Annotated in this window: 16 protein-coding genes and 1 pseudogene; 5 read left to right on the forward strand and 12 right to left on the reverse strand. The window is 63.3% G+C overall.

What is annotated here, in order from left to right; genetic code table 11:
- Positions 1-28 precede the first annotated feature (28 nt).
- From FCE95_RS15800 to FCE95_RS15840, 9 genes are all read right to left on the reverse strand, one after another.
- Entirely contained in the window at positions 29-607 is a 579-nt protein-coding gene (locus tag FCE95_RS15800; RefSeq protein ID WP_223266932.1) for a VOC family protein, read from the reverse strand.
- Between the two features lie 350 nt (positions 608-957).
- A complete protein-coding gene (locus FCE95_RS15805; protein WP_137267998.1) occupies positions 958-1,746 on the reverse strand; it encodes a hypothetical protein in 789 nt (262 codons plus the stop codon).
- Positions 1,747-1,833: 87 nt separating this feature from the next.
- Positions 1,834-2,490 carry a DUF4145 domain-containing protein gene (locus FCE95_RS15810; protein ID WP_137267999.1) on the reverse strand — a complete coding sequence of 219 codons (657 nt, stop codon included), beginning with the start codon at positions 2,488-2,490 and terminating at the stop codon, positions 1,834-1,836.
- 68 nt (positions 2,491-2,558) lie between these two features.
- Complete coding sequence (locus tag FCE95_RS15815; protein ID WP_137268000.1) at positions 2,559-3,191, reverse strand: hypothetical protein; 633 nt, start codon at positions 3,189-3,191, stop codon at positions 2,559-2,561.
- Between the two features lie 83 nt (positions 3,192-3,274).
- A complete protein-coding gene (locus tag FCE95_RS15820; RefSeq protein ID WP_137268001.1) occupies positions 3,275-3,556 on the reverse strand; it encodes a hypothetical protein in 282 nt (93 codons plus the stop codon).
- A 777-nt stretch (positions 3,557-4,333) separates the two neighbouring features.
- Positions 4,334-4,735 (reverse strand): OsmC family protein, encoded by a 402-nt coding sequence (locus FCE95_RS15825; protein ID WP_137268002.1) that lies wholly within the window; start codon positions 4,733-4,735, stop codon positions 4,334-4,336.
- A gap of 48 nt (positions 4,736-4,783) precedes the next feature.
- Positions 4,784-5,749: a restriction endonuclease gene (locus tag FCE95_RS15830; protein ID WP_137268003.1), complete on the reverse strand. Its 966-nt coding sequence runs from the start codon at positions 5,747-5,749 to the stop codon at positions 4,784-4,786.
- Between the two features lie 43 nt (positions 5,750-5,792).
- Positions 5,793-6,479: an SDR family oxidoreductase gene (locus FCE95_RS15835; protein ID WP_223266933.1), complete on the reverse strand. Its 687-nt coding sequence runs from the start codon at positions 6,477-6,479 to the stop codon at positions 5,793-5,795.
- Between the two features lie 63 nt (positions 6,480-6,542).
- Positions 6,543-7,412: an alpha/beta fold hydrolase gene (locus FCE95_RS15840; protein WP_137268004.1), complete on the reverse strand. Its 870-nt coding sequence runs from the start codon at positions 7,410-7,412 to the stop codon at positions 6,543-6,545.
- Positions 7,413-7,632: 220 nt separating this feature from the next.
- Between FCE95_RS15840 and FCE95_RS15845 the strand changes: the two genes are divergently transcribed.
- Positions 7,633-8,367, forward strand: coding sequence for a response regulator transcription factor (locus FCE95_RS15845; protein WP_137268005.1), 735 nt, complete (start codon positions 7,633-7,635; stop codon positions 8,365-8,367).
- A 210-nt stretch (positions 8,368-8,577) separates the two neighbouring features.
- On the forward strand, positions 8,578-10,869 hold the full coding sequence (locus FCE95_RS15850; protein ID WP_189644806.1) for a ligand-binding sensor domain-containing protein: 2,292 nt from the start codon (positions 8,578-8,580) through the stop codon (positions 10,867-10,869).
- A gap of 18 nt (positions 10,870-10,887) precedes the next feature.
- On the opposite strand, the gene FCE95_RS15855 is transcribed toward FCE95_RS15850, so the two are convergent.
- Positions 10,888-12,300 carry a sensor histidine kinase gene (locus tag FCE95_RS15855; RefSeq protein WP_137268007.1) on the reverse strand — a complete coding sequence of 471 codons (1,413 nt, stop codon included), beginning with the start codon at positions 12,298-12,300 and terminating at the stop codon, positions 10,888-10,890.
- Between the two features lie 181 nt (positions 12,301-12,481).
- Entirely contained in the window at positions 12,482-13,441 is a 960-nt protein-coding gene (locus tag FCE95_RS15860; RefSeq protein ID WP_137268008.1) for a response regulator transcription factor, read from the reverse strand.
- Between the two features lie 516 nt (positions 13,442-13,957).
- Here FCE95_RS15860 and FCE95_RS17505 point away from each other — a divergent pair.
- From FCE95_RS17505 to bamE, 3 genes and pseudogenes are all read left to right on the forward strand, one after another.
- Positions 13,958-14,698 (forward strand): annotated as a pseudogene (locus FCE95_RS17505) (ESPR-type extended signal peptide-containing protein); the annotation flags it as partial.
- Between the two features lie 288 nt (positions 14,699-14,986).
- Positions 14,987-21,112: a YadA-like family protein gene (locus FCE95_RS15865; RefSeq protein WP_223266950.1), complete on the forward strand. Its 6,126-nt coding sequence runs from the start codon at positions 14,987-14,989 to the stop codon at positions 21,110-21,112.
- The gene (gene bamE, locus FCE95_RS15870; RefSeq protein WP_223266934.1) at positions 21,109-21,996 is read left to right on the forward strand and encodes an outer membrane protein assembly factor BamE domain-containing protein; all 888 of its coding nucleotides are present in this window, start codon (positions 21,109-21,111) and stop codon (positions 21,994-21,996) included. The genes FCE95_RS15865 and bamE overlap by 4 nt, the downstream gene beginning before the upstream one ends.
- A gap of 118 nt (positions 21,997-22,114) precedes the next feature.
- On the opposite strand, the gene FCE95_RS15875 is transcribed toward bamE, so the two are convergent.
- A complete protein-coding gene (locus FCE95_RS15875; protein WP_189644807.1) occupies positions 22,115-23,962 on the reverse strand; it encodes a pre-toxin TG domain-containing protein in 1,848 nt (615 codons plus the stop codon).
- Positions 23,963-23,968: the final 6 nt, after the last annotated feature.

The raw sequence follows: 23,968 nt of genomic DNA on the forward strand, positions 1-23,968 counted from the left end.
CGCTTTGCGGGTTCCGCCTACCGGATAGTCATTTGGGTCGCGACTGAAGCTCGATCACATTGCCTTCTGGGTCGGTGACGTAAACCCACGTGAGCCGCTTGCCTAGTGCGTTGGTAAGCGTGACCACTTCGCCTATCGACTTTCCTCCTGCTGCGAGAACGGCTTCGCGGGCAGCAGGAACATCATCGACGATAAACGCGATGTGGCCGAATCCAGGGCGGTTCACGGCGGCTTCGGGCGCTTCCAGAAGGATGTTGTAGTTGAAAATCTCCAATGTCGGCCCTTCGGGTCCATGGCCTGGCAGCCTGAGATGCTCGCCGCGCAATTCGGCGCCCGAGATACCCGTGCCGAGTTCCAAGTCGGGGCCCTTGAAGTCGCGCACGGGCGGGACCGGAACGCAGCCGAACAAGTCCTGATAGAAGCGCGACGAAGCTTTCCAGTCGCGGGCTATCAGATTGGTGTGTCCATAGACGGCGCCAGAAATCATGGTTCCTCCTCCAGACGGCGTGGAAGCGCCTCTTGAGTGTTGATGCTGCGCGAGCGAATCGCTCGCATGGGAAGCGAAGACCAGAGCACCAAGAGCAAGCGACAGGGGTTTCATCTTCATGTACTCATATGCCGAGCGAGCCTTCCTCGCAGTCCGCAAGACCGCATGGGGGGGGGTGAAGAAGACAACGAGAATGCGTTGGAGAGCAGGACAGATGAACCTAACTTGCGCATCTAACGCGCCAAGCCGGCTTTACTGCCTCGTATTAGCCGACAGGCCGTAGGCTGGGTTGGTTCCATCAACCCAGCATCGAAGAGCTGCGGGAATCTGAAGGGGCTGAGTTATTGAAGCCAACCCAGCCTACTGAACTTTCTGGCGTGAGGTGTAGATGATATTTGCGATGTAGTGTTCATGGGGCCTAACGCCTGAATTAAGCCGAGCCGCGAAGCGGCTTCGGCTTGATTGAATTGTTAGGTGCCATCGGGGGTGCTCGAACGCAGGTCAACTCCATGACCGTCTCCTATGCGATAAAGCACTTCTAAGGCGTAGTCACTAACTGCAGCTGCGTACAACTCCAACTGCGCAGTGCCTACGGTGATTTGACTGCCAAGCTTGAGCTTTAGCCAAGGGCAGCTAGTGCGAAGTCTGCGATCGCAGCGGCCGTTCTGATGAACGATGGAATTTCTAACTTGCTGGAGCTCGTAGAGCTGCCTTGCAGTACTGTCGGGCGTGGAGCCCGTGAGATCAAGGGATTCCAAGAGAACCTCGAATCTATTAATGCCCTGCTTGAGTGAGGAGGATGTCTCCTGCTCAAGAAGGTCAACGATGTATGAGGCTTGCTCTCTCTTAGTGAGGGCCACATAGTCGCCGAGCTTAATTTTTAGCTTGGGGAAAGCGCCGGATTTCAATGCTTTTCGGTTGCGTGAGATGTGCTCAACCAATAACCCCTTAATGGTGTGCTCGAGCCAACTCCAAAGAGCGACTACCGCGAGGGTGTGCAAGACAGGGAACCCGTTCTCCACCTCAGACTGCGCCAGTTTCGCGTCCTTCTCTACGCGCTGAGCTTCGATTTCGTCTTGAACCTTGCCTTGAACGGCAGCTAGCGCCTTCTTTAGGCGAGGCATAGCTCGCATGCCGGCAATTGAGCGCCGACTGAGATGAACTACGCTCATCAATCTGTCGAGGGAGTCATATGAGTCTTGGAAGTACTTCCCGACCCAAGAGGGCACTTTGTTGGCAGGTTGCGGGGTGTCTGACATGGCACCTAACGCCTGAATTAAGCCGGCCCGCTACGAGACGGCTGAAGTTTGCGGAGACCGCGAAGCGGGCTCGGCTTGAATGAATTGTTAGCCCCCGCCGAACTTAGATAGCAGGAACTGCTCTACAAAAGCGATCACGCTGCTCACATCGGGCTCAGATAGTTTGCCCCAATCAGCATGCAGGGCGTGATTTCTAATCTTTGGCATAGCATCAAGCAGAGACTTTTGAGCGCCTGCGACCAGCCCCTTGCTTTTGAGCAAGTTGACAACTTCTTGCATCGTCCTTCCGCTCGGGTCTTCGCCGTTTGCCGCCGCGAAACGTTTGAGAGCGTCTTCTAAAGCCGCGCATGCCAAAACAGCTGCTACGTCTTTTTGGCCCTCGCTCAGCGATTGCTTTGCAAGGGTGACGAAATCACCAAAGACCTCGCCAGACACGCGTAAGTCAACGTTGAAAACGTAGCCACCATCAAAATCGTCTTTGGCCGATAGGAATACACCACGCAGCGTCGTCACTTGGTAGTCGTAGCCACTGCAGTCACGAAATGCCTGGGCAAAGTTCTGATACTGGGGAGAAGTCTCGCCGTAAACAGCTCGGACAAGGCTCTGGGCGCTTGTCGCCCACCTTTGCCAGTCGCCAGTTGCTACATGAGTTCCGGACATACCAGAGCTGTTTGGAACAAACGGCAATTGCGCGAACGAGTCCGCGAGCTCTTGAAATCGGCGTTTGAAAGTGTCGTTGAGCATAAGTGGGGGCTAACGCCTGAATTAAGCCGACCCGCGAAGCGGGTTCGGCTTGAATGAATTGTTATGCGTTAACTGAGTAAGTCTGCTATTTCTAACGCTGCAGTGCTAAGGATTACGCCGACAAACAACCAAGCCGCGCCTATGGCAGATATATGTACGCCACCAGTGCTAGTTGCTTCCAGTTTTTCTTGAACCATAGCGTCGCCGGCCTGTCTATGGTGCTGCTCGCTATCTACGCGGTCTGACAGGTTTCTCAAACCCCGATCTGATTCGGCTTGCGCTTGGGATATGCGGTTGTGTAAGACTGAGATGTTCTTCTCAAGAGCATCGAGTCTGCTTTCAATTGTTGGGTTTGCACCAGCGCCATATGTCCCGTAGCTACGGCCACCGCCTGAAAGTACAAACGTGCCGGAGCCAGTAGCCGTGACTACGGCATTACGCCGAAAAAGCGGAAAACTCTTGAACCATGTTTTTATCTTCTGAAGTACAGAGGGATGTCCAAATAGAGATCTAGTGGTGGAAATCCCCCAAATTACGGTGCCGATGCCAAGCAGTTGCAGAACCATGCCGGTGAGTCGAATTACACGCTCTGGAGTGGAGGGCTGTAGACAAACGAAAAGAGCGGCTACGATCACGCCTATACCAATCCAGACGTGTCTTGCGGCAGCCAACCACTTACCAACGGCTTTTAACTTCTTCAAGTCGTCACCATGCTCGATTGACGCATAACACCTGAATTAAGCCGCGCCGCGAAGCGGCGTCGGCTTGAATGAATTGTTGGCCATCACTTGCGAGCGGCTACGGCCTTCTTGGCTGCCTTTTTGACAGTCTTCTTGGCCGCCTTCTTGACGCGAACCGTTTTGCCTTGGCCCTCAATGAGGTCAGCGAAAGCCTGCCACGTCATACGCTTTTTATTGACGGAGTTGCCGCGGGGAAGCCATTCGATGTTTCCCTTGCTGATGAGCAGGGTGCCAAGCTTTCCGGTGCTGCTTGTCTTGACGAGAACTTCCAGATCCTTGTGGGCAACGACCTTGGTGTGGAGCTTTGCACTTACTTCATGAGCCATGAGATTTCCCCTTGTGATGGCTAACTACATTTGGACCCTAAATTGGGGCATAAACAAAAGCGTTGCAGAGGCCAAGACTTCCGTCAATGAGATAATTCTTATTGTTATTCAACAACTTAACAAATCTGCGGTGCGTAACTCTGTTTTTTATAAGGGCGTGCCGACCTCGATAACTAATATCGCGGCAAGCTCACCGCCTATCCCGGCGATCCGAAACCTGCGAAGGTGCGGTTTCCCTTCGCGGTGGAAGAGATTCCCTAACACCCGACCCACATATATATGCTCCAGTCACCGACGCAGCTTCGTCGGAAACCAAGTACAGCAACACCTGCGTCAGCTGTCCCGCGGCACCCAGCAGGACGCAGACTAACTTCCCATTCGCGAAATCTCGCAACTGAGCCGCGAGAGTTCGCCCAGCGGGGCGATCTGTTGAAGACGATATCCAGTCCGTGTTCCAGATCCGCAACCGTCCTGGCGGGCATGGAAGAGAAGACGCCGTGCGTATCGTCTTCCGACCAATCCGATCATCGACAGATCGAAGGGCCAACGAACGATAGCTCATGCTGTTCACGGACGCGTCGGCGAAAGCGATTCGGATGCGAGCCCCGTAAGTAGGCATGCGGTTCACCCGTAGCGGTTGCGGGCGAGAGTTCCCGGAGGAATTGCGCGCAAGTCTTGCCGCCGAAGATCGGGCCGGTCAATGAGACGATTCTCAATGGGGCGGCGCGAGCGAATCCGTCGGGCGCGCTGTGCCGGCCGCGGTCGGTCCTGGCCGATCTAGGCAGAAGCCAGGACTACCGGAACCCCGGAGCGGATCGTGTTGTGCACTTCGGCGACCGCGTCCGTCCGGCGAATGAGCTCGGCGACGACGGAAGGCGGCGCGGGCGAGGACACGCTGACGCGATAGCGGATGTCGCTGGCCGCTAGGCCGACCCCGGGAAACGTGGCCGTGGCTTCGACCTCGACACCGTCCACGGGAATCTCCAGGCGCGCGGCTTCTCGGTAGAGATCATTGCAATAGCAAGTCGCCAAGGCCAGCAGCAGGAACTCGCCACCGTTGACCGCCGACCCTTGCCCGGTTGGCTTGGCAGGCACGGCTAGTTCCTGCGTGTTTTCGCCGGTGCGGACCGAAACCGCATGGCCTAGCCGGGAACTCTTGACGGTGGCGGAGATCTCCATGGCAACTCCAATAGTAAGAGTCAGCGCTGTATCGATGAGGCCAGTCCCTTACATATCGAACCTCAGCGCGTCTGCCTTCTGGTCCAACTTGTTGATGAAATCCTTGCCATTCTCGATTCTCCTCACGTCCTCGAGTGAAAAAACCAGGACATAAACGCCATCGCGATCGAATCTGCTCTGTATCTCGCGCAGCGCATCGGCGCCGGAGTCCACGCCTGTCACGCCATTCTTCGAGAACAGCACGCCCAGCCTAATCTTGCATTTATCCAGCTTGCCCATGAAGTCCCGAACCGGCGCCACTCCGGCCGGCTTATTCCAGTTTTTGCATTCCACAAGAATGTAACGACCGGATTCCTCAAGAAGCTGGATTCGCCCGCGCAAACTGTCGTACTCGACTACGATATCGATCTCGCTGCTACGGGTCTGCAGGTTCGCATATTTGCATGCGAGCGATGGAACGCTTCTTATCAGTGCGCGGGCGAGCGCTTCTAAAGATTTCCCCTTTTTCTCATTATCGGCCGCTGTTTCGGCGGCCTCGATCAAATTCGCGATTTCGCTTTCGTGGTGTGAAATCCCGCTCGCGGGGGCGGGTTGTGTGGCGCGGGAAATCGATTGGAGTATGTGCGCTGCTTCGTGAGGCGTCAGGTCGCGCAACGAAAAGGTGACCGTTTGACCCTCATGCACAAGGATGAGGACTTCGGTCGAGAGCACGACGCCAGTCCGGCTGCCGAACGCACTAAGGTAGTTTTTGATTTGGTATGCCCAGTCGCCTAGGTTACGAGCTTGCTTGCGCTTGAGCTCGATAACGACCCAAGGCGTTGAGTCGATGGAGTTAGTCAATACGACGTCTGCGCGATAGCGTCCGGCCGCCAACTCGTAGAAGGTTTCCGCTTCGGAATAGCCGAGAATTTCTGCCAGCGTCGGGATGACGTCCCGGATGAAATCCAATTCTCGGTCGTACGACTTCCCTGGCAGAGACGAGAGAAGTTGAAAGAATCGATCGATTTCGGACATAGGACCTTCGATGCGGTTAAGGCGAGCAGCTTCCTCCTCCGGGTTAGGCCCCCACCCGCAAATTCGCCCCCGTCACCGACGCCGCGTCTTCGGAAGCCAAATACAACAACACCTGCGCCAACCTTTCCGGCGGCACCCAGTCGCGGGTGTCGGCTTTCGGCATGTCGGCGCGGTTGCGCGGAGTATCGATGGTCGTCGGCGACACCGCGTTGACGCGGATGCCGCGCGGCTTGAGTTCGTCGGCCAGGCTTTCGGTCAGACGCAGCACGCCGGACTTGGAGGCGGTGTAGGGCGCCATGCCCTTGACCGCGCGCGCCGTGGCCGCGGCGGCGCCGATGTTGACGATCGAAGCGCCCGCTTGCATGAAGGGCAGCGCGCCCTTGCTGGCGGCGACCGCGGTCAGCACGTTGGCGCGGAACAGGTTCTCCCATACGTCCGCGCCCGCATCGGCGACCGGGCTCCATTCGAACGCGCCGGCGATGTTGAACAAAGCGTCGATGCGCCCGAACGCTTCGCCGATCTTCGCGAAAGCGCGCTCGGCCGCCGCGAAATCGGCCAGATCCACGTCGCCCACCGCCAGATCGGCGGAAAGGCCTTGCGGCTGGGGTCCGCGGTCGACCAACGCGACTTTCGCGCCCGCCTGCTGCGCGGCTTGCCCCACAACCCGGCCCAGCGCGCCGAAACCGCCGGTGACGACGATGGTCTTGCCGGACAACGACTGATTGGCCACGTTTTTCTCCCGATGCCGCGAACGATGATCGACGCCGATTGTCGCCCACGCGGGCCGGGCGCGCTATGGCCGCGCAGAGGAGCGAGCGATCCGCGCGCAGAAGCGCCGCAAGATCGCCACGAACTCGTCCGGCGCCTCCAACGGCGAAAACTCGCCGCCCGGAAGCGTGGCTTGCTCCACATCGACGGCGCCGGCGCGCTCCAGCCCGCGCACGTAGTCGCTGATTTTTCCGGCGTCCGCCTCGCCGCGCACGTACAGCATGGGCGTTGCGATGGTCCGCGGCTTCGAATTCCGCTCGGCGTCTTTTTCGAAGGCGCGATACCAATCGAATCCGGCTTGCAACGCTTCCGGCCGCGCATAGGCCGCCGCGAACGCCTCGCGCATCGGTTCGTCGATCTTCCGGGCATCGCCCGACAGGATGTCGATGAAATAGTCGAAATAACGGCGCTCGCGCCCGCTTACCATGGCCTCCGGCAATTCGGGAACGGCATGGAAGGCGAAGTGCCATATGCGCGGGTCGGCGACGACCTTCGTCCACGGATCCACGCCGGGGATCACCGTATTCATGACGACGGCGCCGACGATGCGATCCGCATGGTCGCGCGCCGCGGCGAAGGCGATCATGCCGCCGACGTCCAGCCCGGCGATCGCGATGCCGCGGGCGCCGAGCGATTCGGCGCCCCGCAGGACGATATCCGCCAATACGGTTTTCTCGGCCGACGGCGGCAAGCCGCGGGAAGCGCCTATCGCGGGCAGATCGAATGCGATGACGAACCGGTCGGCGGCCAAGGCTTCGAGGACGCCGTCGTAGAGCGCACTGGAGTGCGGCCAACCGTGGAGCAGAACAAGGGCCGGATGTTCGCGGTCGCCGGCCGTGCGCGCGCTCAACTCGATGGAATCGACGGCGACGCGTGCGAGCGAGGTCTGGCTCATTCGTTCCTCCTGCATGAAAGGGGAGGGCTGAGCCTATCCCCGCGGCCATGAAGAACGAGAGAGCGTATCGGCCGAGCGGTCCAGGTATCCTCAAGCGGTATCCGCGGCGCATTACATCGACGTTTCATGCCGCGCGGGCATCGCCATGCTTACAATCAATACGGCGCTGCCGATATGCTGTCGCGATCGCGCTCTCATTGCATGAGGTCATGCTCGACCGATGAATACCGTCAACGAGCCGGAGGCCGCCGACCGGCTGCCGACGCTGGCCGTCGTGGAGGACAACCAGGAGCTGAGGGAAGACGTCCTTATCCCGACGTTGGCCCGATCGGGATTCGAAGTCATCGGCATGACCAGCGCGTTGGATCTTTACCGCGCGATGACCGTCCGCGCATTCGATCTTGTGCTGCTCGACGTGGGGTTGCCGGACGAAGACGGCTTCAGCATCGCCGCGCATCTGCGCGGCCTGTCGCCTTCGATAGGTATCGTGATGCTCACCGGATACGACACGCGCCCGGACCGGATGCGCGGATTGCTCGCCGGCGCGGACGCGTATTTGTTCAAGCCGGTGGAGATGGACGTGCTGGTGACGACATTGAAGAATCTGGCCCGCCGCATCGTTCCGGCGGCGGGCGCCGCGCAGGCGACGGATGCCGCGCAAGCTCGCGCCAAGTGGCGCTTGGACGAAAGAGGTTGGTGCCTGTTGTCGCCCCATGGCGTCGAAATCGAAATGAATCTCGCCGAACGACAGGTGATGGCCGTGCTGGCCGCGACGCCGGGCGTGCCGGTCCAGCGCGAGGCGCTGATCGCGCGCCTGGTCAAGAACGACCAGGATTTCGATCCGCACCGCTTGGACATGTTGGTCTACCGTCTGCGCAAGAAGTGCCACAGCGCGGCGAAAGATGACCTTCCGTTGCGCGCCGTGCGCGGCATCGGCTACGTGCTGAACTGGTAGCTCGGTTTCAAATCGCGATCGAACGCTCGGCGCGAAAAGAGTGACGGCCACCGAGGTCTTGCGCAGCCGCCCTCAGGCAAAATGGCGGAGATGGAAGAGCCTATTGCGAGAATCCGAGGCGCGATACGGCGACTGGCGCTGACGATCGCGATCCTCGCGGCATGCGCTTGTGCATGGGCATCGCCCACGCAGCTGGAATCGAGAAGCGGAGTGCGGGTCTTCACCGACGAAGACGGGCTGCCGCCCTCGGGCGTGAATGCCGTCGTCCAATCCCGCGACGGATATCTGTGGATCGGCACCTTCGGCGGACTGGCCCGGTTCGACGGGCTGAGCTTCACGGTGTTCAAGGGACAGAGCGCCCTTCGTTTATCGGATCCGGAAGGCGGACAGTACGCAGGACCGGCCAGCGACCGCATTTTGGCGCTGTACGAGGACGACGCGGGGCGTCTTTGGATCGGCACTCAAGATGCGGGCTTGAGCGTATTCGAACGAGGTTCGTTCCGGCATTTGTCGGTTTGCGGCGGCGTTTGCCTGGTTAACGACATCCTGCAAGGGCCGGATAAAGCACTGTGGGTCGCCACCAACAGGGGCCTGTTGAAAATGGATCCGGCCAGCCAACGGGCGGTGTGGATCCAGCGGGTAGAGGGAAGCGGATATAGCCGCCTGGCCAGCGACAAGCAAGGACGCATTTATGTCGGCGGATACGGCGGTCTCTGGGTCGTGGTCGGTCAGAAGCTCGAGTCGATTTCCCTGCCCGATGCCCAGACAAGCACCGTGCTGCTGAAGAGAAGCGACGACGAACTCTTGGTGGGCACCCTGCGCGATCTATACCGATACGATCCCGTCCGCCGGCAATGGCGGGCGCTGGGCATCGGCAGGCCTGCTTATGCCGCGCGCAGCGCGGACGGCCAGTGGTGGATATCCCTGGAGTCCGGGCAAGTGCTGCGCCAAGACGGCATGGGAGCATGGCGCGACGTGCCCGAACTGGCCGTAGGCACCACCAGCTTGACGTGGGACGACGAAGGGAACTTGTGGGTAGGCAGCGGCAGCAAGGGGCTGCTCCGGGTGCGCAAACCGTTATTCGGATTGCTTGCGGCCCCGCACTTGCAGGCGAATGTGGCGGGTCGTGCGGTGATCTCCGACGGGCTCGGCGGTTTATGGTTCGGATCGGATTGCGGCCCGCTGTTGCATCGGCGGCACGACGGTACGATACAGAAGCTGCCGCTCGAGCCTGCGTTGGAGAACGACTGCGTCAACAGTCTGTTGCTGGATCGGCAAGGCGTGCTCTGGGTGGGGACGTCGGGAGGCGTGCTCGGGCGGATCGCGGACGATGAGCCGAGGCAGATTGCGGCTTGGCCGAATGGAACCTCGGTTCATATGCAGGACGACCAGGGGCGCTATCTGGTGAGTTCGGGAGACTCGACGTTCGAGTTGGAGACCGACGCCGAGGGACGCATCGTCGCGCGCCGCCGCATCGACGCTCTGGGAGGCATGAACATCAACAGCGTCGTGGCGGCCGCGAACGGCGGTCGCTGGTTCGTGGGCGACCGCGGCGTATTTCGGCTGGTCGGTGCAAAAGTCGTCGAACAATGGACAACGCGCGAGGGACTGTCTTCCCGTTTCGCTCGCGCCCTGTACCGGGACGATAAGACCGGCACGCTTTGGGTAGGCACTTACGGCGGCGGCCTCAATCGCATCCGCGACGGCAAGGTGCAACGCTACGACAGCCACAATGGGCTGATCGACGATACGGTGTCGTGCATCTTGGCCGACGACCGTGGGCGCTTGTGGCTGGCGGGCAATCGCGGCGTCGCTTTATTGCCGGCACCGCAAGAAGCCGCGGTCGGCATCGAGTCGATCGGCTATTCGGCGAGCGATGGGCTGGTGCCGGCCGAAATCAACGGCGGCGTTCCTTTCGCCTGCCATCGCGATGCGCAGGGCCGCTTCTGGTTTTCCCTAGTGGAAGGATTCGCCGTCATCGATCCAGCGGACGTCCCGCAAGTTCGCGCGGTTTCGCTCAGGCCGCACATCGAGCACGTGTCGGTCGCCGGGCGCGCGCAGGATGCCGTGGGGTCGACGTTGACGCTGAAGTCCTTCGCGCGGAATCTGGAGATCCGCTACACCGCGATCAACTTGACCAGGCCGCAAGAGACCCGGTTTCGTTTCCGTCTTTCCGGATTCGATCAGGATTGGGTGGAAGCCGGACAGAACCGCAGCATTCTCTATCCGTCGATTCCGTGGGGCGAGCATCTGTTCGAAGTGCAGGCGCGCACCGAAGGTGGCCCCTGGTCTGCGGTTTCGGCGAAGCTGCGGATCCTGCATCCGCAGCCGTGGTACCAGCGCCCGTGGCTGTGGATGTTGGCGACGTCGCTGGGCCTGCTGGTATTGGTGGGCGGCACGCGATTGGAGAAGAGCCGCTCGAGCTCCGAAAGCGAGCAACCCAGCGCGGTCCGCGCAGCGGCACGCCAGAAGCGGTTCGGTATTCGCAAGCCGCCGAACTAAGCGGCCGCCTGAGACCGATTAGGATTCGGAAGCTTCCCGGATCGACGTAGTCGTGGAAGCTTGCTCGGACGACGCCAGCGGTATGCGGATGCGGATGCGCGTGCCTTGGCCCTGCACGCTGTCCACGCCGATCTCGCCTCCACTGTCGGCGACGAAGCGCTGCACGATCGCCATGCCGATGCCGGTGCCCTTGTCTTTCGGCTTGGTCGTGAAGAACGGCTCGAACAGGCGGGCGAGCACGTCGGGCGCCATGCCTTCGCCGGTGTCTTCCATGCTGATCCGCGCATGATCGCCGTCGCGTTCGACGGATAGGGCGAACAGGCCGCCGTCCGGCATCGCATCGCAAGCGTTGCTGGCGATGTTGAGCAGCACGAGCTCCAGTTCCTCGCGGTCCATCCTGACCCGAAGGCCCGGCGCGGGGAGGTTCATCAGCACTTCGATATCGCGATGGAACATCGGCAGGATCAGCGAGCGCGCTTCATCGATCGCTTCGACGAGATCGAAGGTGGTCACTTCCTCGGTCTGCGCGCGGCCGAAGCTCAGCAGCCGGCGGGTGACGGCGGTGCCGCGCCGCGCCGCTTTGGCGACTTTGGGAAGGACGGCGTCGGTCGGGTCGCCGGTAAGCGCCGGCGAGGTGGCGAGCCCCAGGATCACGCTGAGGATGTTGTGGAAGTCGTGGGCGATGCCGGTCGAAAGCCGGCCGATGGCTTCCATCCTCTGCGTCTGCAGCAGGCGCGCGTAGGCGCGTTCTTTTTCCTCGACCTCGCGTTCAAGTTCCAGGCAGGCCGCATCGAGTTCTTCGCTGCGCTTGATCGCCCGTTGCAGCAGCAGGATCAGCCGATCCAGGATCACCGCCAGCACGAACAGGTTCATGCCGGACAGGAGCAGGGCGGACATGACTTCCGAGCGCGCCGCGGCGTTCGTCGCCAACCCCAAGTCGACCCGCGCGCCTATCGTCAAAGCGACGACGTTGGCCAAGGCCGTCCACCACACCGCGCCGCGTCCCAACAGCAATCCCGCGAGCAGCAAAGGCAGCAGATGCGTGATCTGCAGCCCCGATTGCGCGCGCAGCCCGTAGGCTTGATAGCTGAGGCCGATCAGGATCAATCCGCCGACGACGGTGAGGCCGGCCGAAAGCCGGAACAGCCCGATGCGCAAAAGATAAAAGCAAACGCCTGCGTACGCGGCGATGGCCAAAGTGTGTCCGCTCTCGCCGAGACCCGCCGCATCGGCGGCGACATAGGAAATCGCCGCCATCGACGATGCAATCGCGCCGGTGACGACGAGCATCGTCTGCAGCGTCAAAGCGTTGCGTTTGCCCTGCGCCGCATCGACGGGCACGTTCCTCATCCAGCCGGAGAAACGCCGCCAAGCATCGAACGGCAACCCGCCACGGGCCATCGCCCGGCGATCCCATATTTGTTGCGACATCGTGCAGCCCCCTGCCGCCCCCGCTTGTCCACGCGCCTATCGGTGGACAGAGTGGCGCCGCCCCTCATTGCGGGCACCCCAGGCTGTACGCATCATGCGGCCAAGGTGAGCGTCGGTGATTTTCCGCGTACGGTTGTGTGATGCGCGGCACACATTCGCATCGCTTAATGCGGCGCAGCGCTCATGGAAGAAGCGCGTAACCGACGCCGCGCACGGCCTTCAGCGGCAACGGTTCGCCGGCCGTGGACAGCACTTTGCGGCGCAGCCGGTGCACCAGCATCTCCAAACGATGGCGATCGAAATTCTTCGCGTCGCGCGCCAGCAGGGAAAGGATGGCTTCGCGCGCGACCGTTTTTCCCGGGGCAGCCGCGAGCGCGGCCATCAGCAAACGTTCGGGTTGGTTCAACTGCACTTTCGCTCCGCCGGGCGAAATCAAATCCCAGCCGGCCGTTCCGAGCCGCCAGTCCGAAGCATGCTTGCTCGCGGATCGAGAGGCGCCCGACGTCTTCAGGCGCCGCAACAGGCTTCGCAGCGTGGCGGCCAACGCGTCGATGTCGATCGGTTTGGCGAGATAGGCGTCGGCGCCGTCGTTCAAGCTTCGTATCTGCTCGCTCTTTCTGCGCCGTCGTTCGGCGATCACCACGATGCCCGCGTCGGTGACGGCGCGCAGGCGGCCGGCCATCGTCGATCCGTGCGCGTCGCGCATACCGGCATCCAGGACGAACAAAGAAAAGTCGCGCGACAGCATGCAGCGATAGGCATCGATGGCGGTGCCTACGCCTACGGCGTCGAAGCCGGCGTTTTGGAGCCCCGGTATCAAAACCCCGTCGCGAAACGCTGCGTCGTTTTGGACGACCAGCACCCAATGCCGCACGTCGCTCATACCAATCCCCGTAAAGGCGACCGATCTCTTGGACCGGTCGCAAATGCCGCTCGTTATTGCCGTTTGCGAAATGCGTCGAAGCCCATATTCGCGCGTTTTATGGTCCGCCATCGTCGTTCCGAGATTCGGTGAGAATCGGTTAGTAACGGTGGGTGTATTGCAAAAGTCGTTGTGATTTAGTGCGCGCAAGAAATGTTTTACAGCGCGCGACCTGCGTACGGCAAGCGGAAGACATGGACGTGGCGAAACGAACTCCATGCGCCTCGATTGTCGATACGGCGGACGCGCAGGCGACCGGCCATCGTTTCCAGCTTGCTTCGTTCCTCACTGGGGAGGTTCGTTCATCGAAGCGTCGCAGCGACGGAACGATTAGTCGCTGCGAAGTTTTTTAGCGGAATCGATGTCGGGAAAACTTCAAATCGGTAGCGGTGCGAAGTCGAGAGGGGGTTAGTCATGGATGCGAAACGCGGGTTGCGTGCCGGGCGACGGACGCGGCCGATAACCGTAGCCGCTGCGCGCCGCGAACGAAAAAGCGGCGCAAGCGCGGTTGCTTGGAACGACGGGAGACACATGGAAAGTGAGATGAATTTCAAGCATGCGATCGCGGCCTTTCGGCGTACGCCGCCCGCTCGATCGCGCGGCGCCTATGCGCAGCCGGCGCGCGCACCGCTACAGGCGCGGCAACGGATGCGCTCGTTATCGAACGACTTCCTACGGCGGATCGCTCCGCTTTTTTCTGTCCATCGCATCTGCGTGCAATCGGGGGATTGAGCAATGAACAAGATCTATAGCGTGGTATGGAACCGCTCTCTGAACCAGCTGGTGGTCGCGTCCGAACTAGCGACGCTGGACGGCAAGGCATCCGCAGGCGCGAAGAAGGTTTCTCGCTCGACAGGAACGCCGCGGCTTGTGGGCATCATGACGGCGCTGTTGGCGGTGGGCTGGATCGGATGGGCCCCGTCGGCACAGGCGGTGGACTGCACTGCGCCGCCTTACAATCAATACAGCGGCAGCGCGACGTGCGTGGGTTTTCAGTCCCAAGCGACTGCCGGCGGAGCCACTGCTGTAGGTTATAACTCCGTCAGTTCGGGGCTGAATGCCGCGACTCTCGGCTACCAAGCCCTTGCCTCAGGGGTTAATTCCATTTATGTGGGTGCGCGCACCGCTCCAGGAACCGGTGCGCTGGGCGAAGGCGCCATAGGCATCGGCACCGACGTGACTGCTGCCGCGGGCGGTACTGTCGCCATAGGTATCCAAGCAGCAGCAACGGGTACAAGCGCTGTGGCGATGGGTACCTCATCCAGGGCATGGGGCAACCAGTCGATCGCAATCGGATTAGGCGCCAATGCGGGCGTCCAAACCAACACAGCCTTGCCCAACGACATCGCAATCGGCGTCAATACGCGCGCTACGGGTGGTTTCAGCGTCGCGCTGGGCACCGCTGCCGCTGCGACCGCCCAAGGTGGTGTCGCTATGGGCAACGTAGCCAATGCCACAGGGATCAATGCCACCGCATTGGGATCCGGGACGAACGCGAGCGTTACCAATGCGACCGCGGTTGGCGCGTCCGCTGAGGTTACCGGAGTCGGCGCCAGCGCCTTGGGTTCTTTCGCCAATGCCAGTGGCGGCAATTCCGCCGCTATAGGTTCCGGCGCCAATGCCAGCGGTCTCAATTCGTTTGCGGGCGGCCGCTTGGCGACGTCAAGCAACGAGGCGGCCACTGCGGTCGGAAACGCCGCTCAGGCGCAAGGGAATAGTTCGCTTGCGCTCGGAGCGCAAGCGATCGCTGCCGGTGCCAGCACAGTGGCGGTCGGCCAGGGCGCCGGCGCGGGCTCGACGGTCGCCAATACGGGTTCGGTCGCGGTGGGCATTGCCTCCGGAACGCTGGTCACCGGCGCGCAGAACACCGCCATGGGCGGAGGCATTGCGAGCGCGATGCGGGGCGCGGGTTCGGGCGTCACGGGAACGCGCAACGTCGCCTTCGGCACAGGCGACGGCACGGTCGCCTACGATGCCACCTTGGACGCTTCGGCAGGCAACCTGGTCAGCGGCAACGACAATATCGCCATCGGCACCAACGCCGGCATCGGCATCGCGAACAACGCGACGACGTCGATCGGCCTGAACGCGAAAGCGAGCTTGGAGAACGCGATCGCCATCGGTACCCGGGCGAGCGCTTCCGCACTGGACGCCGTCGCGCAAGGCACCAACACCAACGCAAGCGGCCGCAACGCCGTCGCCATCGGCTTCCAGGCGGTCGCGACGCAACTGAACTCGATCAATATCGGCGGCCGCACGGCTCCGGGAACGGGCGCCACGGGGGTGGGCACTATCGCCATCGGCACGGATGTGACGGCCTCTCAGCAATACGCCATTGCGGTGGGGCTCTCGAGCCAGGCGACCGGCACCAACGCCATCGCCTTGGGTCAAAGCGCCGCATCGACGGACCAGAGCGCCATCGCCATCGGACGCAACAGCACGTCAGGCGCGGTCAACGCAATAACGCTGGGCGTCGATACCGATGCGACGGCCACCAATGCCGTGGCGATCTCGGCCTTGGCACAGGCCACCGGCGTGAATGCGCTCGCCATCGGAACCGAAGCCAATGCGGCCGCGGACAACACGATCGCGATGGGCCGTTCGGCGCTCGCGGATTCGGCTGGCGCCGTGGCGATCGGCAACGATTCGACCGCCACCGGCGGCAGGGCGGTGGCCATCGGCGACGGCAACTTCGCCAGCGGCAACGGCGCGGTCGCCATCGGCGATCCCAACACCGCGACCGGCAATGGTGCAATCGCAAGCGGCCTGGACAACACCGCCACCGGCAACGGTTCGGTGGCGATGGGCAACACCAACATGGTCGGCGGCGGCGGGCAGGCGGTGAGCACGCCAGGCATCGCCGCGCAGGGCGCGGTGGGCATCGGCTATCAGAACACGGTAGTCGGCCAAGGCGCCGTCGCGATCGGCAGCACCAACCGTGCGTTGGCCGCCGGCGCCGTCGCTTTGGGCGATACGGCGATCGCCAACAACGCGCGCGACGTGGCGCTGGGTTCCGGTGCCGTCACGGCAACGGCGGTGGGAACGTCCAGCATTGTGCTCGACGGAACGACCTACAACTTCGCCGGCACTACGCCGACGTCGACGGTCAGCGTAGGCACCGCCGGCGCCGAACGCACCATCACCAACGTCGCCGCGGGCCGGATCAGCGACACGTCGACCGATGCGATCAACGGTTCGCAGCTGTTTGCCACCAAACAGTCGATCGAAAACCTCAGCAACGAGGTCGATGCGAACGCCATCCACTACTTCAGCGTCAACGACGGCGGCGTAGCCACCGGCAACTACAATAACGACGGTGCGGCCGGGACGAACTCGATCGCCGTGGGACAGAATGCGCTCTCGCCGGTGCTGGATGGCATCGCCATCGGTAATGGCGCTTCCAATCTCAATCCGAGCGGCAATGCCGGCGCGGTGGCGATTGGCGCTTTCGCGCTGACCAGCCAGAATTTCACGACAGCCGTCGGTTACGGATCCGAGGCGCTGGTGCAGGGCGCGGTCGCCCTTGGTGCGCAGTCATCGTCAAACAGCGCCTACACCATTGCCATCGGCTCCGGGCCGCCTAGCGGAGGGGCGACCGCAACAGGCGGCGGGTCCATCGCGATCGGCGGCGGCGGCGGGACCGTGCCCACCGGTACTCCGGCCCTCGCATCGGGAACCCGTGCCATCGCCATCGGACAGAACACGGTTGCCCTGGCGCAATCGGTCGCGCTGGGTTACCGGGCCACGGTCGGCAGCGCCTCATCGGTCGCCATCGGTGATGCCGCCACCACGGGCGTGACGGGCAGAAATGTCGCTATCGGCAATCTGAGCACAGCGGATGCAGGCACCGCCGCGGGCGGCGCGGTGGCGATCGGCCGTTCGAACACCGCTTTCGGCGACGGCGCCGTCGCCATCGGCGACCCGAGCTACGCCAGCGGCACCGGCGCCTTCGTCGGTGGCGCGAACAACATCGCCAACAGCGACGGCACTGCGACGGCGACGGCCGCGAACCAGGCCAATGGTGCGGTGGCGATCGGCAACAACAACCGGGCGATCGGGCAGGGCAGCGTAGCGCTCGGCAATGGTTCGACCGCGGGCGCGGCCGGCATCGCCGGCAATGTCGCGATCGGCAACGGCGCGACGGCGGCGGCGAGCGTGGGCGATGTGGCCATCGGTTCGGGTTCGGCGACGGCGGCGACCGTCGCTACGGCCAGCACGATTATCGATGGCAACACCTACAACTTCGCCGGCACGACGCCGACCAGCACGGTCAGCGTCGGCGCCGCGGGTGCGGAGCGCACGATCACCAATGTGGCGGCCGGTCGTATCAACGGATCCAGCACCGACGCGATCAACGGTTCGCAGCTGTTCGCGACCAACCAGTCGATCGAAAACCTCAGCAACGAGGTCGATGCCAACGCCATCCACTACTACAGCGTCAACGACAACGGCGTGGTCGGCGCCAACTACGACAACGACGGCGCGACCGGTACCAATGCGCTGGCCGCGGGCGTGGGCGCCAGCGCGACCGGCAACTTGTCCACGGCCGTCGGTTTCAATTCCGTCGCCGCCGACCAAGGCGCCGTGGCGATGGGCGTGAATTCCAACGCGGCAGCGGCATGGACGACCGCGCTGGGCGACACGGCCACGGCGACCGCGCAATTCGCGACGGCCGTCGGCAACAACGCTCAGGCCACCGACCAATTCTCGACCGCGATCGGCGCGACCTCGCTCGCTTCGGGGCGCGCGGCCACGGCCATCGGCCCGAATGCCGAAGCCGCCGGCGCCAGCGCGATGGCTTTAGGCGATTCTTCGCAAGCGTCCGGCGCCTCGTCGGCAGCGTTCGGCCGCGGCGCCAACGCCAGCGCATTGGGCGCCTTGGCGATGGGGCCGGCGTCGGTAGCGAATGCGCGCAGCGCCGTCGCGCTCGGCGACACATCCAACGCAACCGGCGAGTACGCCATGGCGTTGGGCGCGGGCAGCACGGCCAGCGCGACCCAAGGCGTCGCCCTGGGCGCGTTCTCGGTGGCGAATACGGCCGCCGGCGCAGCGGGCTACGACCCGGTCACGGGCTTGCCTTCTACCGATACCAGCAGCACGTGGGTCAGCCGCCTGGGTGCGGTGAGCGTAGGCAGCAGCGGCCAGACCCGGCAGATCACCAACGTGGCGGCGGGCACCACGGCCACCGACGCGGTCAACGTCGCGCAGTTGCAGGCATTGACCCAGGAAGTGAACGCGGGGCAGACGCACTACTACAGCGTCAACGACAACGGCGTGCAGGGCGGCAACTACGACAACGACGGCGCGACCGGCCTCAACGCCATCGCCGCCGGCGTGAACGCCACCGCTGCGGGCCAGCAGGCCACCGCCATGGGCGATGGCGCGACGGCGCAAGCGTTGCAGAGCATCGCGATCGGCTACCAAGCCCGTGTCGTCCATACCATTCCGGGTTTGAGCGACCACTCGATCGTGATCGGCGATTCGAGCACGATCAACGACAGCTTCAATTCCTGGGCCTTCGGCCAGAGCAACGACATCACGTCTTCGACGCAGACCGGGGTGCTGGGTGGTTTCAACCAAGTCAGCAACAGCGCCGGGTCGATGGTGCAGGGTTCGAACAACACCGTGACCGGCGGCGTAGGCGCGCTGGTCAGCGGCGCGCTCAATACCGTGGACAATTCCAATCTCGCCATGGTGCTGGGCGCCCGCAACTCCGTCGCCAACTCGGCCACGAACGTCGTGATCGGTAGCGACAACGCCTTGGCCCAGGCCAACGAAAGCTTCGTGGGCGGCTATCGCAACACGCTGGGCGTCGGGATGACCGGCACCCAAGTGCTGGCCCGGGACGGCACCGTCGCTGCCGGCGTCCAGGACGGCGTGCTGATCGGCAGCGGCGGCACGGTGAACGCCAACGACGGCATCGCCATCGGCACGGGCGCCGTGGCCAACAACGTCGGCGACGTGGCCTTGGGTGCGGGCAGCGTGACCGCCGCCGCAGTGCCGACTAGCACCGCGACGATCAACGGCATCACCTATGCCGGCTTCGCGGGCACCGCGCCCACGAGCGTGGTGAGCGTCGGCGCGGCCGGCGCCGAAAGGCAGGTCACGAACGTGGCGGCCGGCCAGATCTCGGCCGGCTCCACGGACGCGATCAACGGCTCGCAGCTGTATGCGGTCGCCGATACCTTGACGGGGCAAATCGCCGCCGCCGAAACGCATTACTACAGCGTCAACGACAACGGCGTGGCCGGCGGCAACTACGCCAACGACGGCGCCACCGGGCTCAACGCGATGGCGGCCGGCGTGGACGCGACGGCCGCGGGCGATTCCTCCGTCGCCATCGGCTTCGGCGCCACGGCTTCCGACATCAACAGCGTGGCGCTGGGTTCGAACGCCTCGACGGCGGTTGCGGTGGGCACCTCGAGCATCGTGATCGACGGCAACGCGTACAACTTCGCAGGCGTCGCGCCGGTCGGAACCGTCAGCGTGGGCTCGTTGGGCGCGGAGCGCACGATCACCAACGTCGCGGCCGGCCGGATCGCGGGCGATAGCACCGATGCGATCAACGGTTCGCAGCTGTACGCGACCAACCAGGCGCTGGAGAACCTCAGCACCACCGTCAATTCCAGCGCGTCGCACTACTACAGCGTCAACGACGGCGGCGCCGCGGCCGGCAACTACAACAACAACGGCGCGACGGCCGCGGGCGCGATCGCCGCGGGCATGAACGCCGGAGCCAGCGCCGCCGACGCGGTGGCGATCGGCAGCGGCGCCACCGCCGGCACCGCGAATAGCGTGGCCTTGGGTGCGGGTTCGACCACTACCGCCGCAGTGGGGACGGCCAGCGCGACCATCGCCGGTACGACCTATAACTTCGCCGGAGCCAATCCCACCGGCACGGTGAGCGTAGGCGGCGTCGGCGCCGAACGCACGATCACCAACGTAGCGGCCGGCCGGATCGCGCAGGACAGCACCGATGCGGTGAACGGAAGCCAGTTGCACGCGACCAACCAAGCGGTCAACCAGATCGATGCGCGGGTCACCAACATCGAAGACTCGATCACCAACATCGGCAATGGCTCCACAGGCATGTTCCAGGTCAGCCAGGACCACAACGCGCCGCCGCCGAGCCCGACCGGCACGGATTCCGCCGCCGGCGGCGCCAACGCGGTCGCCAGCGGCAACAGCAGCACGGCGGTCGGCAACAACAGTTCGGCTTCGGGCACCGGCAGTTCCGCGTTCGGCAACGGCGCGTCCGCCAGCGGCAACAACAGCGTGGCGATCGGCGCCGGTTCGGTGGCTTCGGCCGACAACACGGTGTCGGTCGGCACGGTCGGCGGCGAGCGCAAGATCACCAACGTCGCGGCCGGCGTCGCCGACACCGACGCCGTGAACGTGTCGCAACTGAAGGGATTCACCAACGGCGGCGTGCAATACGACAAGAACGTCGACGGCACGGTCAACAACAACAGCATCACGCTGAACCCGAACGGCACCGGGCCGACGACGATCCACAACGTCGCCGCGGGCGTCGCCGGCACGGACGCGGTCAACGTGACCCAGCTGCAATCCGGCCTGACGAACACGCTCAACCAAGCCAACGGCTACACCGACGCGCGCATCAACGAACTGCAAGACGACATCTGGAGCGCCAATCGCGACGCTCGCGGCGGCACCGCTTCGGCGATGGCGATGGCGGGCATGCCGCAGGCTTACTTGCCGGGCAAGAGCATGCTGTCGGTCGGCGTCGGCGGGTACCAGAGCGAATACGGCATGGCCATCGGCTTGTCCGGCATTACCGACAACGGCCGCTACGTCTACAAAGCGCAGGTCAGCGGCAATACCACGCGCGAATTCGGCTTCTCGGCCGGCGCCGGTATCCAGTGGTGAACCAGGAAGGCGGGCCGCGATCGAACGCGGCCCGCCATCGCCAGAATCCAATAGGGGCAGCCGAAATGGAAAATACGAACAAGATCGTGCGCGGCATACCGCTTGCGCTTTGCGCCGCAGTCGCGATGGTTGCGGTGCTTGCCGGATGCACGCGCCACGTGAGCCGGGACATCACGCCGCAAGGCCAAGCGGGAGAAGTCGTTTTCCCGGCCGTGGACAGGATCGTGCTGAAGGAAGGCACGTTCCCGACCCTGGAAGCGCTGCGGCAGATCGGCCCGGGCGTCACCCGAGACCAGTTGTACCAGTTGATCGGCCGACCGCATTTTCGCGAAGGATTCCATGCGCGGGAGTGGGATTACCTCTTCCATTTTCGCGATGGGGACCAAGTCGTCACCTGCCAATACAAGGTGATCTTCGACGGCGAATACCGCGGACAGAATTTCCACTGGCTACCGGCGGGCTGCGCGGACCGATTGAAAGACCGTCCCGTCGTCGCGTCCGATCCGAAGCGCTTCGAGATTTCCGGCGATGCGCTCTTCGCCTTCGGCCGGTCCGGCCTGGAAGACATGCTGTCCGGCGGCCGCGACGAGTTGCTCAAGGTAGCCAACGAGTTGAAGGCGTTGGACGCGAGCGTCGTCCAGGTCGTCGGCCATACCGACCTTATCGGCAGCGATGCCGCTAATCTCGAACTCTCGCGGCGGCGCGCCGAAACCGTCCGCGATTTCCTCGCCAAGAGTGGCGTATCCGCCGACGGCCTGTCCGCGCACGGGGTGGGAGAGGCCGAGCCGGTCAAGCAATGCGACGACAAGCTCGATCGCGAAGCCTTGATCGCCTGCCTTCAACCCAACCGTCGGGTCGAAGTCGTCGCGAAAGGCTTCAAATAATTCCATTGCTTGCGGCGCTGGCGCCCGGCATGGCCGGCGCCAGCCGCCGCGGGCGACTAACGGCGAATAGCCCGCAAAGGCGGCGTTTACATATTTCTGATCGGGCCGATTGCGCTTTTCAGGGGCTCGGCGCCGACAATTTCTCTGCCAAGGGTTTCATTTTATCGGCCAACGATTTGAGTTCGCTGTCTTTGAGTTCGACCGCGATCAGTTCGTAGGCGAACTTCTCTTTCTTGAGTTGCGCCTCGATCGTGTTGACCGAGGCGTTCTTGGGCACGATTCCGAAGAACTTGGTCTTCTGGGGCGAGATACTGACCGGGATGATTTCCGATCCGATATTGAGGGCCGACGAGCCGCCGGCCTGGGCGAGGCGTTCGATATCGCGCCGCACCTGCCCGCCCGACTCGGACAGCGATATCTCGCGCATGATGTCGCTGAGTTTTCCGCGATACCGCTTGCCGTTGCGGGCGGCTTCGATGCGGCGGTCGAAGATGATGTCCCGCGCATAGGCGCGAAGTTCCGCGAGTTCGTCCTTGGTCAACGACCCCAGCGAGCCGGAGGCCTTGCTCAGTTCGCGCGCCGCACGCTTGCCGGCTTTGGCCTCGAATACGGCCACGATCTGAAGTTTGCCGGCGTCGCGGTAGGCGAGAATGCCGTCGGTGATTTGCCGGCCCTTGATGTCGCGAATCATGTGCCCGGGAATGAACTCCAGCTTCTTCCCGGCGGGCACCTGGACGCCTAGCGCGAACGAGCCGGCGCGCTCGCGCAGCCAGGGCAAGATCTTGCTTTCCAGCAGTTCTTCGAGCAGTTGGCCCTTCAGATGATCGACATTGGGGCCCTTGCCGACGCAGCGGCGGATAGCGGGCGCGTCCAGCGACTTCATGGCGGCACTCGCGGATTGCAGGTCCGTCAGGAGCTTGGCGATCTCCGCGTCGACGGCGGACGACGCCGAACTCGATCCCTTGATCACCTCCTTCATCGCCGGTGCCGCATCGGTCGCGACCTGGCCCAGGATCTTGGTCTGGGCGCGCAACTCGTTGCCCGCGGCCTCTACATCGCGGATGGCCTTGAACGTCGATGCGGTTTCGGCCCGGCCGCTGGCTTTGACGACCTTCGACCATGCGGCCGCATCGCGCCCGTAAAGCTGCACCAGCCGCACCTCGGTATAGAGCACGCGCCCGCCCTTCACCAATCGGCCCGCCATCGGCAGCAGCACGCTGGCGCCGAGGATGCCGCGCTCGATGTCGGTCAAGGCATAACCGAACAAATCCCGGCCCGCATAGGCCTCATAGGCCGCCACCGCGTTGCCGACGACGGGGATGAAGGCGATGGCGAGCTCGATCGCTTCCACCGCCGCCGGGCGATCCACCGGCACATTCCTCACTTCGCTGTCCAAAGGTGCGCTCTGGGCCAGGCGCACCATCAGCACCAGATCCGGCCGCTCGGCAAGCATGGTCGCAAGCCCGGCCTGCGCGCTCATCGACATGGCGGCCTTGGAATTGGGTTGCGCTCCGAACCAGCCCATCAGCTCGCTCGCCACAAGTTTCATGACTTCGCCGACGATCGGAAGCTCTCCGTGGATCAGGTAGCTCTTGCCGTTTTGCCGATCGACCACCGCCTGTTGGCGCACCCGTTTTTCGCTCACGATACGTTGGCCCAGATCCAGATACTCCCGCGCTTTGGTCAGCCGATCGGTTGGCGACAGGAACTGCGGATCCAGTTGCAGCCCGGCTTTCTTCTGCGCATCGATGCGCCAGCGTTCCGCGCCCGTGAACCCCTGCTTGTCGGGCGGAAGCTTGTCGTAGACGAGAACCGAGCCGGGGCTTTTCAGCTCCCGCTCCATGATCTCTACCGCCAGCCGGGCGGTGGCGAGCTCGCCCGCGCTCGCCTTTCCGCCCAACAGCAGCGCAGTCAGCCGTTTTTTGGCAGCATCGCGTGCCGCCTCATAGGGTTTGATTCCGGCCATGACGCT

This window comes from Luteimonas gilva (assembly GCF_005239095.1).
Lineage (GTDB): Bacteria > Pseudomonadota > Gammaproteobacteria > Xanthomonadales > Xanthomonadaceae > Luteimonas_C > Luteimonas_C gilva.

What these genes read in the sequence shown, in the direction of transcription:
- FCE95_RS15800 (WP_223266932.1), bottom strand. Translation starts at nt 607, where the DNA reads ATGAAGATGAAACCCCTGTCGCTTGCTCTTGGTGCTCTGGTCTTCGCT.
- FCE95_RS15805 (WP_137267998.1), bottom strand. Translation starts at nt 1,746, where the DNA reads ATGTCAGACACCCCGCAACCTGCCAACAAAGTGCCCTCTTGGGTCGGG.
- FCE95_RS15810 (WP_137267999.1), bottom strand. Translation starts at nt 2,490, where the DNA reads ATGCTCAACGACACTTTCAAACGCCGATTTCAAGAGCTCGCGGACTCG.
- FCE95_RS15820 (WP_137268001.1), bottom strand. Translation starts at nt 3,556, where the DNA reads ATGGCTCATGAAGTAAGTGCAAAGCTCCACACCAAGGTCGTTGCCCAC.
- FCE95_RS15825 (WP_137268002.1), bottom strand. Translation starts at nt 4,735, where the DNA reads ATGGAGATCTCCGCCACCGTCAAGAGTTCCCGGCTAGGCCATGCGGTT.
- FCE95_RS15830 (WP_137268003.1), bottom strand. Translation starts at nt 5,749, where the DNA reads ATGTCCGAAATCGATCGATTCTTTCAACTTCTCTCGTCTCTGCCAGGG.
- FCE95_RS15840 (WP_137268004.1), bottom strand. Translation starts at nt 7,412, where the DNA reads ATGAGCCAGACCTCGCTCGCACGCGTCGCCGTCGATTCCATCGAGTTG.
- FCE95_RS15845 (WP_137268005.1), top strand. Translation starts at nt 7,633, where the DNA reads ATGAATACCGTCAACGAGCCGGAGGCCGCCGACCGGCTGCCGACGCTG.
- FCE95_RS15855 (WP_137268007.1), bottom strand. Translation starts at nt 12,300, where the DNA reads ATGTCGCAACAAATATGGGATCGCCGGGCGATGGCCCGTGGCGGGTTG.
- FCE95_RS15860 (WP_137268008.1), bottom strand. Translation starts at nt 13,441, where the DNA reads ATGGAGTTCGTTTCGCCACGTCCATGTCTTCCGCTTGCCGTACGCAGG.
- FCE95_RS15875 (WP_189644807.1), bottom strand. Translation starts at nt 23,962, where the DNA reads ATGGCCGGAATCAAACCCTATGAGGCGGCACGCGATGCTGCCAAAAAA.